The 12,423-nt window shown below is 72.1% G+C and carries 10 protein-coding genes; 7 read left to right on the top strand and 3 right to left on the bottom strand.

The window, feature by feature from the left end; translation table 11 throughout:
* Nucleotides 1–60 precede the first annotated feature (60 nt).
* From PZ894_RS12295 to PZ894_RS12285, 3 genes are read left to right on the top strand one after another with little or no spacing between them, the layout of a single operon-like run.
* On the top strand, nt 61–1,398 hold the full coding sequence (locus tag PZ894_RS12295; RefSeq protein ID WP_275745121.1) for a DEAD/DEAH box helicase: 1,338 nt from the start codon (nt 61–63) through the stop codon (nt 1,396–1,398).
* 56 nt (nt 1,399–1,454) lie between these two features.
* Nucleotides 1,455–1,649 (top strand): CsbD family protein, encoded by a 195-nt coding sequence (locus PZ894_RS12290; RefSeq protein ID WP_275745120.1) that lies wholly within the window; start codon nt 1,455–1,457, stop codon nt 1,647–1,649.
* 22 nt (nt 1,650–1,671) lie between these two features.
* Nucleotides 1,672–2,268 (top strand): CPBP family glutamic-type intramembrane protease, encoded by a 597-nt coding sequence (locus PZ894_RS12285; RefSeq protein WP_275745119.1) that lies wholly within the window; start codon nt 1,672–1,674, stop codon nt 2,266–2,268.
* Here PZ894_RS12285 and PZ894_RS12280 read toward each other — a convergent pair.
* Nucleotides 2,251–3,132: an NAD(P)H-binding protein gene (locus PZ894_RS12280; RefSeq protein WP_275745118.1), complete on the bottom strand. Its 882-nt coding sequence runs from the start codon at nt 3,130–3,132 to the stop codon at nt 2,251–2,253. The two genes, PZ894_RS12285 and PZ894_RS12280, sit on opposite strands and share 18 nt — an antisense overlap.
* 280 nt (nt 3,133–3,412) lie before the next feature.
* Complete coding sequence (locus PZ894_RS12275; protein WP_275745117.1) at nt 3,413–4,138, bottom strand: MerR family transcriptional regulator; 726 nt, start codon at nt 4,136–4,138, stop codon at nt 3,413–3,415.
* Nucleotides 4,139–4,259: 121 nt separating this feature from the next.
* Between PZ894_RS12275 and PZ894_RS12270 the strand changes: the two genes are divergently transcribed.
* Nucleotides 4,260–5,471 carry an acetyl-CoA C-acetyltransferase gene (locus tag PZ894_RS12270; RefSeq protein ID WP_275745116.1) on the top strand — a complete coding sequence of 404 codons (1,212 nt, stop codon included), beginning with the start codon at nt 4,260–4,262 and terminating at the stop codon, nt 5,469–5,471.
* A gap of 135 nt (nt 5,472–5,606) precedes the next feature.
* Entirely contained in the window at nt 5,607–7,796 is a 2,190-nt protein-coding gene (locus PZ894_RS12265) for a 3-hydroxyacyl-CoA dehydrogenase NAD-binding domain-containing protein (protein ID WP_275745115.1), read from the top strand.
* 56 nt (nt 7,797–7,852) lie between these two features.
* On the opposite strand, the gene PZ894_RS12260 is transcribed toward PZ894_RS12265, so the two are convergent.
* Complete coding sequence (locus PZ894_RS12260) at nt 7,853–8,446, bottom strand: hypothetical protein (RefSeq protein ID WP_275745114.1); 594 nt, start codon at nt 8,444–8,446, stop codon at nt 7,853–7,855.
* Between the two features lie 259 nt (nt 8,447–8,705).
* Here PZ894_RS12260 and PZ894_RS12255 point away from each other — a divergent pair, with 259 nt between their 5' ends.
* The gene (locus tag PZ894_RS12255) at nt 8,706–9,371 is read left to right on the top strand and encodes a histidine phosphatase family protein (protein ID WP_275745113.1); all 666 of its coding nucleotides are present in this window, start codon (nt 8,706–8,708) and stop codon (nt 9,369–9,371) included.
* A gap of 49 nt (nt 9,372–9,420) precedes the next feature.
* Nucleotides 9,421–12,420, top strand: coding sequence for a S8 family serine peptidase (locus tag PZ894_RS12250; protein WP_275745112.1), 3,000 nt, complete (start codon nt 9,421–9,423; stop codon nt 12,418–12,420).
* The last annotated feature ends 3 nt before the right edge of the window (nt 12,421–12,423 follow it).

Genomic DNA, 12,423 nt, shown 5'->3' with positions numbered 1-12,423 from the left:
GGCTCCGTGCCTCTCGGGATCCATGCTGGCGAGACACCCCCAGCAGTGAGTGAACCTCCCTTGTCCTCTGCAGCCTCCGCTGCGGGCTTCGCCGAGCTCGGCGTGCCCGCAGACCTGTCCACCGTGCTCGCCGACCTCGGCATCACCACCCCCACGCCCATCCAGGCCGCGACGCTGCCCGACTCGCTCGCCGGCCGCGACGTCCTCGGCCGGGGCCGCACCGGCTCGGGCAAGACCTACGCCTTCCTGCTCCCGCTGGTCGCCCGGCTCTCCGGTGGGAGGCCAGCACAGTCCCGCAGGCCGCGGGCGCTGGTGCTCGCTCCCACCCGCGAGCTCGTCGCCCAGATCGAGAGCTCCCTCAAGCCGCTCGCCGAGGCGGCCGGCCTGCGCACCCGCACCGTCTTCGGCGGCGTCGGCCAGAACCCGCAGGTGCAGGGCCTGCGAGCCGGTGCCGACATCGTGCTCGCCTGCCCCGGTCGCCTCGAGGACCTGATCGGTCAGGGCCACTGCGACCTCGGCGCCGTCGAGATCACCGTGCTCGACGAGGCCGACCACATGGCAGACCTCGGCTTCCTGCCCGCGGTCCGTCGCCTCCTCGACCGCACGCCGCGCGAGAGCCAGCGCCTGCTGTTCTCGGCCACGCTCGACAAGGCGATCGACGTGCTCGTCAAGCGCTACCTGCGCAACCCGGTGACCCACGAGGCGGACTCGGTGCAGTCGCCGGTCGCGACGATGGACCACCACGTCCTCCACGTCGCCCGCGAGCACCGCGTCGACGTCCTGGTCGACCTGACCAGCGCACCGGGGCGCACGGTCGTCTTCACCCGGACCAAGTACGGCGCCAAGGCGCTGACCCGCCAGCTCAACCGCGCCGGCGTGCCCTCCGTCGAGCTCCACGGCAACCTCAGCCAGGGCGCCCGCACCCGCAACATGGACGCCTTCCACTCCGGCCGTGCCAGCACCCTGGTCGCCACCGACATCGCGGCCCGCGGCATCCACGTCGACGACGTCGCGCTGGTCGTGCACGCCGACCCGCCGGTCGAGCACAAGGCCTACCTGCACCGCTCGGGGCGTACCGCGCGAGCCGGGGCCCGCGGCACCGTGGTCACCCTGATGACCGACGAGCAGGTGCGCGAGGTGCGCAGCCTGACCCGCGCCGCCGGGATCAAGCCCACCACGACGAAGGTCGCCGGCTCGACGCACCCGGTGCTCGCGACCCTCGCCCCGGGCGAGCGGGTGCTCGTGCCCGGCGGTCTGGTCGTCGAGGCCCCCGCCCAGCCGCAGCAGCGCTCGAGGCCGCGTCCCCCGCGGTCGGGACAGTCCGGCCGTCCGGGCGGCAACGGTCGGCGCCGCGGTGGTCGGGGTGGTCGCGGGCGCGTCTCCCGACCGACGTCCTGAGGTTTGTGCGGCTGGCCCATCGGTCACTGCTCAGGCACACACCGGAGGAGGCGACCATGGGACTCAAGGACAAGGCCGAGAACAAGCTCGACGAGCTCAAGGGCGAGGGCAAGGAGTCGGCCGGGCGCGCGTCCGGCGACCGCGACCTCGAGGCCGAGGGCCGTGCCGAGCAGACCGAGAGCAAGGCCAAGCAGGCCGGCGAGCACGTCAAGGACGCCGTCAAGGACGTCAAGGACGGGCTGCGCAGGTAGACCCCCGGGGTAGCGTCTCGCCGTGACGGAGGACCGCCGCCGACGCCAGGTCGTCGGCGGTCTCGTCGTCCTCGGCACCCTGATGCTCGGTGTCTCCTTCCGCACCGAGCCCGGCAGCACCTGGTTCTACCCGGCCGCGCTCGGGCTCGCCGCGGTCTGGGCGCTCGGCGCCGTGCTGGCCGGACCGGTGCCGCTCGGGGACCCCTCCCCGTGGCGACCGCTCCTGGTCGGTCTCGGTCTCGGCGTCCTCTTCGTCGCCGGGGCCGTCGTGGTCCGCGAGATCCCCGCGCTCGACGACCTGGTGGCCTCGGTGACGGAGTACGCCGAGCGCGGCTCGGGCCTCGCGGTCGCGCTGGTCGCGGTCGTCACCGGCGTGGCGGAGGAGGTCTTCTTCCGCGGTGCGCTCTACGACGTCGTCCCCCGACCGGTCGTCACCGCGACGCTGCTCTACACCGTCGTGACCCTCGCGACCGGCAACGCGATGCTGGTGCTCGCCGCGGCGCTCCTGGGCGCCGTGGCAGGCCTGGTCCGGCAGCGCTCGGGCGGGGTGGTCGCCCCGGCCGTCGTGCACGCGACCTGGTCGATCGTGATGATCCTCGCGCTACCCGTCCTCTTCTAGCGCGCGGCGCACCGCCTCGGCGTACGTCATCGGCTCGTCCGGCACCAGGTCGCGGATCGCGTGGTCGGTGACGATCACCTCGGTCGACATCGACTCGATGAGGTTGCGACCCGTGGTCGTGTCGACGTCGGTGACCAGTGAGATCCAGTGGGACGAGAGCTGCGGGGTGAGCACCGGCACGGTCCGGATCGGCACCCGCCGCCCGTTCATCTGCTCGCTCGCCAGCTGGAGCATCTCGACGTAGCTGAGTACCTCCGGACCGCCGACCTCGAAGACGCGCCCGTACGCGTCCTCGACCCCGACGACGCCCACGAGGTAGCGCACGACGTCGTCGAGCGCGATCGGCTGCGTGCGGGTCGTGGCCCACGTGGGCACGACCATCGCCGGCAGGTTCTTCACCAGTTGCCGGGTGATCTCCCAGGAGATGCCGCCGGCCCCGACGACGATCGCGGCGCGCAGGGTGGTGACCGGGACGCCGGCCTCGCCCAGGATCCGCTCGAGCTCGCGGCGCGAGCGCAGGTGCGGCGAGAGGTCGCCGCCGTCCTTGCCGAGTCCGCCGAGGTAGACGATCTGCCGGACGCCGGTGGCCGCGGCCGCGAGGCCGAAGCCGCGCGCGGCCTCCGCGTCCTTGCGCTCGAAGTCGTCGTCGTCCAGCGAGTGCACGAGGTAGACCGCGACGTCCACGTCCGCCAGGGCCTCGGCCAGGGTGCCGGGGTCGGCGACGTCGCCGAAGACCGGGTCGCCCCGGCCGTCGTACCGGTCGGGGTGGCGGGTCATCGCGCGGACCGCGTGTCCCTGGTCGAGCAGTGCCGGCACCACCCGACTGCCGACGAAGCCGGTCGCTCCGGTGACCAGTACCTGCACCTGCGCCTCCCGGGTCGATGAGGGGTCGTGTGCCCGTCCCCGTCCCCGTTGCCGAGGTCCTGCATGCGTCTGTCGCGCTCGGCCGCCGTGCTCTGTCCAGTGGCCATGCCCGGCTCCGGACTGATGGCGACCGCTGGTCCTGCCCAGGCCGACGACGCCTCCGACCGTGCCGGCCCCGGTCGCAGGCTGAGCGGCGACCGCGGCCAGTCCTTCTCCGTCCAGGCGGGGGAGACGCTGCGGCCGACCGGCGGCGGGTTCACCCGTGGCGTGGACGCCTTCCCTAGCGCGTACGCCGCTCGATGTCCTCGCGGCGAGTCTCGTCCATGGCGGTCTCGTACGCCGCGACCAGGCTGGCGATCGACAGCGGCTTGAGGCTCTCGACGACCCGGCGCAGGGTCTCGGTGGAGGCGCCGGCCTCCTTGTAGACCGGCCACACCATGGTGCGGAACAGCTCGTTGAGCTCCTTGGCGATCTGGCGGCCGTGCTCGGCGTACACGTCCGCGGCGGCGACAGCGGCCTCGACCGGGAAGCCCAGGTCGAGCAGGGCGAGGCCGACCGAGAGTTGGGAGACCGCGACCTCGTAGCGGTCGCGCTTCGCCGGGAAGACGATACCGAGCGCGTTGAGGGTGGCGAGGTCGTCGTCGCTGAGCGTGCGGTTGGTACGACGGTCCAGCTCGGCGCGCGACATCTCGACGGGGAGGTCTGCCTGCCAGGGAGCGAGCATCGTGCGGTGCAGCGCGATGTCCTCGGGGGTGGCGTCGATCGGGATGCGGGCGACGTACTTCTCGATCGCCGCGAGGGTGAAGCCGTGCGCCTGGAGCTCCTGCACCAGCTCGAGCCGGGCGACGTGGTCGGAGCTGTAATAGCCCGAGCGGCCGCGCCGGATCGGCGGCGGCACGAGGCCCTTGGTCGTGTAGAAGCGGATGTTGCGCACGCTCATGCCGACCCGGTCGGTCAGCTCGTCGAGGGTCAGCAGCTCGCGCAGCGACTCGACGCTCTCGTCCATTCGTGCCTTCCCTTCGAGCCCACGGATCGCGTGAACTGTGCCACAGGCCTCGCCGCCTTGACGGTGACAGTAATAGTGTCACAATCGAGCAGGTTCGTTCCCCCTCACGGAGTAGGACGTCATGGCTGAAGCATTCGTGTATGACCACATTCGTACGCCGCGCGGCAAGGGCAAGGCGGCGGGCACGCTGCACGAGGTGAAGCCGGTCGACCTGGTCGTCGGACTCCTCGACGAGATCAAGGGGCGCAACCCGGGCCTGGACCCCGAGCGCGTCGACGACGTCGTCCTCGGCGTGGTCTCTCCGATCGGGGAGCAGGGCGGCGACATCGCCAAGACCGCCGCCCTCAAGGCCGGCTACCCCGAGACCGTCGCAGGCGTGCAGCTCAACCGCTTCTGCGCCTCCGGCCTCGAGGCGGTCAACCAGGCGGCGTCCCGCGTCCGGGGTGGCTTCGAGGACCTGATCCTCGCCGGCGGCGTCGAGTCGATGAGCCGGGTGCCGATGGGCTCCGACGGCGGCGCCTGGGCCTCCGACCCCGCCACGGCCCTCGCCACCGGCTTCGTGCCGCAGGGCATCGGCGCCGACCTGATCGCGACCCTCGAGGGGTGGGGCCGCGAGGACGTCGACGCGTACGCCGCGGAGTCCAACCACCGCGCGGCCAAGGCCTGGGCCAACGGCTACTTCTCCGGATCGGTCATCCCGGTCAAGGACCTCAACGGCCTGACGGTCCTCGACCACGACGAGCTGATCCGGCCCGACACGACCGTGGAGGGTCTTGCCGGCCTCAAGCCGAGCTTCGCCCAGATCGGCGCCGACGCCGGCTTCGACGACGTGGCGCTCGAGAAGTACCACTGGGTCGAGAAGATCGACCACGTCCACCACGCCGGCAACAGCTCGGGGATCGTCGACGGGGCCGCGCTGATGGCGATCGGCACCGAGGAGATCGGGAGCCAGCTCGGCCTCACCCCGCGGGCGCGGGTGCTCGCGACCGCGGTGTCCGGCGCCGACCCGACCATCATGCTCACCGGCCCCGCCCCGGCCGCGCGCAAGGCGCTCGCCAGGGCCGGCCTCGAGGTCGGCGACATCGACCTCTTCGAGATCAACGAAGCGTTCGCCGCCGTCGCGATGCGGTTCATGCGCGACCTGGGCATCGGCCACGAGATCACCAACGTCAACGGCGGCGCGATCGCGATGGGCCACCCGCTCGGCGCGACCGGCGCGATGATCCTCGGCACCCTCGTCGACGAGCTCCAGCGGCGCGACCTGCGCCGCGGCCTCGCCACGCTCTGCGTCGGCGGCGGCATGGGCATCGCCACGATCGTCGAGGTCGTCTGAGCCTGGCACAGCCGTGACTCGCGCTCCGACTGTGAGCCGGAAGACGGCGGCAACCAGAGAACTCCAGACACCCCGGTGGTTTCGAGACGGGCGCAGGACGCCCTCCTCAACCACCGTCTCCCAGACAGGAATCCGATGAGCACCACTCAGCAGCAGACCGCGGTCCACTACGAGAAGGACGCCGAGGGCATCGTCACCCTCACGCTCGACGACCCGACCGCCAGCGCCAACACGATGAACGAGCTCTACCAGGAGTCGATGGCCGCCGCCGTCGCCCGCCTGTACGACGAGCAGGAGAGCGTCACCGGTGTCGTGATCGCCAGCGCGAAGAAGACCTTCTTCGCCGGCGGCAACCTCAAGAACATGGTGCAGGCGACCAGGGACGACGCCGCCTCGGTCTTCGCGATGGGCGAGGCCGTCAAGGCCGGCCTGCGCCGGCTCGAGCTCTACCCGCGCCCCGTCGTCGCCGCGATCAACGGCGCCGCGCTCGGCGGCGGCTACGAGATCTGCCTGGCCTGCAACCACCGCATCGCGGTCGACGACCGCTCGGTCAAGATCGGCCTGCCGGAGTCGACGCTGGGCCTGCTGCCCGGCGGCGGCGGCGTGACGCGCGTCGTACGCCTGCTCGGCCTCCAGCAGGGCCTGATGGACGTGCTGCTCCCGGGCACCCAGTTCTCGCCGGACAAGGCCAAGGAGAAGGGGCTCGTCGACGAGCTGGTCGCGACCCGCGACGACCTGGTCCCGGCCGCGAAGGCGTGGATCAAGGCCAACGCCGACGAGGCGCAGAACCCCTGGGACAAGCCAGGCTACAAGATGCCCGGCGGCACGCCGAAGACCCCGGCGCTCGCGGCGTTCCTCCCGGCGTTCCCGGCGCTGCTGCGCAAGCAGACCAAGGGCGCGGTCTACCAGGCCCCGCGCGCGATCCTGTCGGCCGCGGTCGAGGGCGCGAGCGTCGACTTCGACACCGCGTCGCGCATCGAGTCGCGCTACCTGACCAGCCTGATCGTCAACCAGGGCTCGAAGAACATGATCCAGGCGTTCTTCTTCGACCTGCAGGCGATCAACGCCGGCAAGCTCCGCCCGCAGGGCATCGAGCCGTACACCGCCACGAAGGTGGGCGTGCTCGGCGCCGGCATGATGGGCGCCGGCATCGCCTACTCCTGCGCCCGCGCCGGCATGCAGGTCGTGCTCAAGGACGTCTCGGCCGAGTCGGCGGCCAAGGGCAAGGCCTACTCCGAGGGCCTCAACGCAAAGGCCATCGGCCGCGGCAGGCTCACCGAGGAGAAGAGCCAGGAGCTGCTGGACCGGATCACGCCGACCGCCGACCCGGCCGACCTGGCCGGCTGCGACCTGGTCATCGAGGCGGTCTTCGAGGACCCCTCGCTCAAGCAGCAGGTCTTCGCCGAGATCGCGCCGTACGTCAACGACGACGCGCTGCTGTGCTCCAACACCTCGACGCTGCCGATCACCGAGCTGGCGACCGGCGTCGACCGTCCCGCCGACTTCATCGGCCTGCACTTCTTCAGCCCCGTCGACAAGATGCCGCTCGTCGAGATCATCAAGGGCAAGGAGACCTCCGACGTCGCCCTGGCCAAGGCGTACGACGTCGTGCAGCAGATCAGGAAGACGCCGATCGTCGTCAACGACAGCCGCGGCTTCTACACCTCGCGGGTCATCGGCACGATGGTCAACGAGGGCCTGGCGATGGTCGCCGAGGGCCAGCGGCCCTACTCCATCGAGCGGGCCGCGACCCAGGCCGGCTACCCGGTCGGCCCGCTGCAGCTCACCGACGAGCTCAACATGGAGCTGATGGCCAAGATCGGCAGGGCGACCAAGGACGCCGCCGAGCGCGACGGCGTCGACTACGAGCCGCACCCGGGCACGCTGGTCGTCGAGAGGATGATCGAGCTCGGCCGCCCCTCGCGCCTGAAGGGTGCCGGCTTCTACGAGTACGCCGACGGCAAGCGCGGCAGCGTGTGGTCGGGCCTGGCCGAGCAGTTCCCGATCAACGACGCCGTCCCCTTCGCCGACATGAAGGACCGGATGCTCTTCGCCGAGGCGATCGAGACCGCGAAGTGCTTCGAGGAGGGCGTCATCGAGTCGGCGGCCGCGGCCAACATCGGCTCGATCATGGGCATCGGCTTCCCGGCGATGACCGGCGGCGCCGCGCAGTTCATGCAGGGCTACGAGAACGCCGCCGGCCAGGTCGGCCTCGGCGCCTTCGTCGCCCGCGCCGACGAGCTCGCCGATGCGTACGGCGACCGGTTCCGCCCGTCCGCCTGGTTGCGCGACCTGGCCGCGTCCGGCGGCTCGTTCCCCGCCTGAGCCGCCGCCAACGCCGACCCGCCCGAAACTTTCGGGCGGGTCGGCGTCGTGGTGGGTCAGTGCGAGGTGAACCAGGGTCGGTGCAGGTCGTGGAACGTCGCACCCTCCATGACGTACGCGAGCTCGGCGCGGACGTCGGCCGGCGGCTCCTGCGTCTCGCCGCGACGCGCGCTCGCCTCGTCGGTGAACGCGACCGTCTCGGTGAACGTGCCGTCCGGCTCGATGGCGAGGGTCGCGCCGATGATCTCCGGACGCATCCGCTTCAGCTCGGTGGGGTCGGAGGTCATCAGCGCCCGCAGCCGGGCCGGGTCGTCGACCTTGCCGCGGATCACCTGGACGAACCCGGCGTCGTCCGAGCCGCCGTCGAAGAGCAGCGTCACGTCGTCGCAGTCGTGGAACTCCACCGGGCCGGCGAAGAGCGACATCATCTCCTCCGCCCATCTTCCCTGCTCGGGCCGCTGCGAGTTGGCCATGGCGTGCGCCCGGTCCTCGAAACGGACCACGGCGACGAACAGGTCGTCGTCGGTGAAGCCGTACGTGCCGCCGAGCCAGCCCTCCGCACCCGGCCCGAGCTCGGTCGGCCAGCGGTCGAGGACCGCGCGGAGCTCGTCGTGCCGCGTGCACCTTCCCTCGATGATCTGGATGAACATGAGGGGCCTCCCTCCTGCATCTGAGCGATCTTTCACGCTAGACCGCCGGGCCGGGCCGGGGAATGGCACGAATTGAGGTCCTCTAGTGTCGTGCGTCGGATGTTGTTGAACGGTTGGCGTGCTCAGGGTGCGTGCGCTGCAAGGCGCCGGAGCGACGCCATACCCGCCCGTCTCGCGAGCTTCGGCAACGTAGCAGAGCGCGTGCCATGTGTGCGCGAAGCGCACAGAAACTTCCGACGCGCGGCACTAGCCTGCGCGCATGGGTGTGGTGCTCCTCGTCCGGCACGGGCAGGCGTCGTTCGGCTCCGACGACTACGACGTGCTCTCCGAGGCCGGGTGGACACAGGGTCGCCTGCTCGGCGGCTGGCTGCGCGAGCGCGCGCTCGCGCCGACGGCGGTGATCCGCGGCGGGATGCGGCGGCACCGCGAGACGGCGGAGGCCATGGCGGCGAGCAGCGACTGGCCGGAGGCCGCCGTCGACCCCGGGTGGGACGAGTTCGACCACCTCAGCGTCGTCGCGGCCTACCCCGACGTCCCGGAGGGCGAGCTGGACCGGCGCGAGTTCCAGCGGGTCTTCGAGCTCGCGACCGCGCGCTGGTCCGGGGGCGGCCACGACCGCGAGTACGCCGAGCCGTGGCCGGCGTTCCGCGGCCGGGTGCGCTCCGCGTTCCGGGTGGCCGCCGGGGAGGCGGGTCCGGGTGGGTCCGTCGTCGTGGTCAGCTCCGGGGGGCCGATCGCCGCGGTGTGCGCCGACCTCGTCGATCCGGGTGCCGACGACGCGACGTACGCCCGGCTGTGGAGCCGGTTCAACACGGTGCTCGTGAACTCGGCGGTCACCCGGGTCGTCGTCGGCTCCACCGGGGCGCGGCTGCTGACCTTCAACGAGCACCCGCACCTCGAGGCCGAGCACCTCACCTACCGGTAGCGGGCGGCCCGGTCTTGACGGGGCGGGGGCACTGCCGTTGAGTGGGCCGGTGGGATTCTCTGGGCTCGTCAGCTCGGTCGGTCGTCTTGTCGTGGCGGGGGTCGTCGCCGCCGCGCTGCTCGCGGCACCGCCCGGTGCGCCGGCCGGCGCCGCGCCGGCCTCCGACGACGGGGCGGTGACCGGCGCCGAGGTGACCGCCGGACGCTACGTCGTGCTGCTGCGTGAGCCGGCCGCGACCGGGTACGCCGGCGGCACCGGCCGCTACCGGGCGACCCGATCGACCACGGGGCAGTTCAACGCCCGGTCCGCGCGGGTCGCGGCGTACTCCGCCCACCTGCGTCGCGCGCACGCTGCGGTCGCGCGCGACGCCGGCGCCGAGCCGGTGCGGGACTTCACGATCGCGGCGAACGGCTTCGTCGCCGACCTGACCACCGCGCAGGTGGTCGACCTGTCCTCGGACCGGCGGGTGCTCCTCGTCGAGAAGTCGCGCACGCTGCACCTCGACACGTGGCGCTCCCCGAAGTTCCTCGGCCTCACCGGGCGCGACGGGGCGTGGGCCCGGCACGGCGGCCGGGGCGAGGCCGGCGCCGGGGTCGTCATCGGCGACCTCGACTCGGGCATCTGGCCGCAGTCGAAGTCGTTCGAAGACAAGTTGCTGTCGAAGAAGCCGAAGACCACGTGGGACATCTCGCGACACGGCGAGAAGACCCGCATGGAGAAGGTCGACGGCGAGGTCTTCCGCGGGCGCTGCGACGTCGCGGAGAAGTGGGACAAGGGCGACTGCAACACCAAGATCATCGGCGCCCGCTACTACGCCGACAGCTTCCTGCAGACCGTGCCCGAGGACGAGCTCGCCCCGACCGAGCAGCTGTCCGCCCGCGACGGCGGCGGCCACGGCACCCACACCGCGAGCACCGCGGCTGGCGGTGTCGTGGAGAAGGTGAAGACCGAGGGGCGGAAGTTCGGCCGGGTCGTCGGCATGGCGCCCGCGGCGCGGCTCGCGGTCTACAAGGTCTGCTGGGAGGCCGCGAACCCCGACGACAGCGGCTGCAACAACGCCGACTCCATCGCCGCGATCGAGCAGGCGGTGATCGACGGCGTCGACGTCATCAACTTCTCCATCGGCGGCGGTGCCAGCCCGACGGTCGACGCGGTCGAGATCGCGTTCGAGGGCGCGGCGGAGGCCGGGATCTTCGTCGCCACCTCCGCCGGCAACGCCGGCCCGGACCCGTCGACGCTCGACCACCCGGGGCCCTGGCTGACGACGGTCGCCGCCACCACCCACTACAACTACGAGAACACGATCGTGCTGGCGAACGGCAAGAAGATCGTCGGCGCCTCCGTGTCGACCGAGCCGGTGCCGAGCACGCGGATCGTCGACGCCAGCAAGGCACCGGCGAAGGACGCCGCCGACGGCGACGCCGACATCTGCGGACCGGGCTCGCTCGACGACGACAAGGTCGAGGGGCGGATCGTGATCTGCCTGCGCGGCGTCTACGACCGGGTCGCCAAGAGCGCGGAGGTCAAGCGTGCGGGTGGGGTCGCGATGATCCTCGTCAACCCGTCGCCGAACAGCCTCGACGCCGACTTCCACGCGGTGCCGACCATCCACATCTCCGACACCGACGGCACCCGGCTCTACAACTACCTGGGCAACGCGCGCAGCAACGCGCGCGCGTCGTTCGTGCTCGGCAACCAGACCAAGCACAAGACGCCGCTGCCGCAGGTCGCCGGCTTCTCGTCGCGCGGCCCGGCCCTCGTCGGCGGTGGCGACATCCTCAAGCCCGACGTGTCCGCGCCCGGCGTGAGCGTGCTGGCCGCGGTGTCGCCGCCGTCGAACTCGGGTCGCCGCTACGACCTCTACTCCGGTACGTCGATGGCCTCGCCCCACATCGCGGGCCTCGCGGCCTTCATCCACGGCGTCCGGCCCGGGTGGTCGCCGATGGAGATCAAGTCCGCCCTGATGACCACGGCGAAGCCCTCGAAGACGGCCAAGGGGAAGAAGTCGAAGGACGCGCTCGCGCAGGGCGCCGGCCAGGTCCGGCCACGCCGCTCCTTCGACCCGGGCCTCTTCGTGACCTCGACGCCCGTCGAGTGGCGCGGCTTCCTGACCGGGCAGGGCGTCCCGACCGGGACGCCCCCGCGGGCGGCGGCGAAGGTCAACCTGCCGTCGCTGGCCGACGGTGCGGTCACGGCCCGGACGACGCTGCGGCGTACCTTCCGGGCGACCCGACCCGGCGTCTGGAAGATCTCGGCGTCGGTGCCGGGCTTCAAGGTGAAGACCTCGCCGGCGCGGGTCCGCTCCGACCGCCGCAACGACGCCATCGACGTGAAGTTCGTCTTCGAGCGCACCGGCGCCAGGCTCGGCCGCTGGACCCAGGGCGCGGTGGTCCTCGACGGGCCGACGTCGGTGCGACTGCCGGTCGCCCTGCGTCCGGTCTCGGTCGCCGCGCCGACGTCGGTGTCCGGCGCCGGCACGAGCGGGTCGCTGGGCGTGCCGCTCACCGCCGGCTTCACCGGCGACCTCGACGTCACCGCCCGCGGGCTCGCCGCGTCGACGACCGTGAACGACACGGTCGCGGCGGGGGAGGACGACTACCAGTGCGTGACGGTGACCCCGGACACGACGCTCGCCCGCTTCCAGGTCGACGCGGTCGACGACACCGCCGACCTCGACCTCACCGTCCTCGAGTCCACGTCGTGCAACGTCGACGACGCGTTCGCGGTGGCCGGCCAGTCGGGCACGGCGTCCGGCGACGAGGCCGTGACCCTGCGCGACCCGGAGCCGGGCACCTACCTGGTGGAGGTCGCCGGGTTCTCGGCCGGCGACCAGGGCAGCCCGATGGCGTACGCCTTCGACTTCTGGGGCCTCGACCCGGCCGCCACGGCCGGCGGGCTGCAGCTGTCGCCCGACCCGACACCGGTGCGGTCCAACCGGGAGACCTCGGTCAGTCTCTCCTGGACCGGGCTCTCCGCCGGGGTCCGCTACCTGGGCTACCTCTCCTACCCCGACTCCGACGACCTCACCCTGGTGCGGATCGACGGCTGACCC

Source organism: Nocardioides sp. YIM 152315 (genome assembly GCF_029210375.1).
Lineage (GTDB): Bacteria > Actinomycetota > Actinomycetes > Propionibacteriales > Nocardioidaceae > Nocardioides.
This window is presented reverse-complemented; position numbering and strand designations above follow the sequence as displayed.

Coding starts and splice junctions, on each gene's coding strand:
- PZ894_RS12290 (WP_275745120.1), top strand. CDS start 1,455: ATGGGACTCAAGGACAAGGCCGAGAACAAGCTCGACGAGCTCAAGGGC.
- PZ894_RS12275 (WP_275745117.1), bottom strand. CDS start 4,138: ATGGACGAGAGCGTCGAGTCGCTGCGCGAGCTGCTGACCCTCGACGAG.
- PZ894_RS12270 (WP_275745116.1), top strand. CDS start 4,260: ATGGCTGAAGCATTCGTGTATGACCACATTCGTACGCCGCGCGGCAAG.
- PZ894_RS12265 (WP_275745115.1), top strand. CDS start 5,607: ATGAGCACCACTCAGCAGCAGACCGCGGTCCACTACGAGAAGGACGCC.
- PZ894_RS12260 (WP_275745114.1), bottom strand. CDS start 8,446: ATGTTCATCCAGATCATCGAGGGAAGGTGCACGCGGCACGACGAGCTC.
- PZ894_RS12255 (WP_275745113.1), top strand. CDS start 8,706: ATGGGTGTGGTGCTCCTCGTCCGGCACGGGCAGGCGTCGTTCGGCTCC.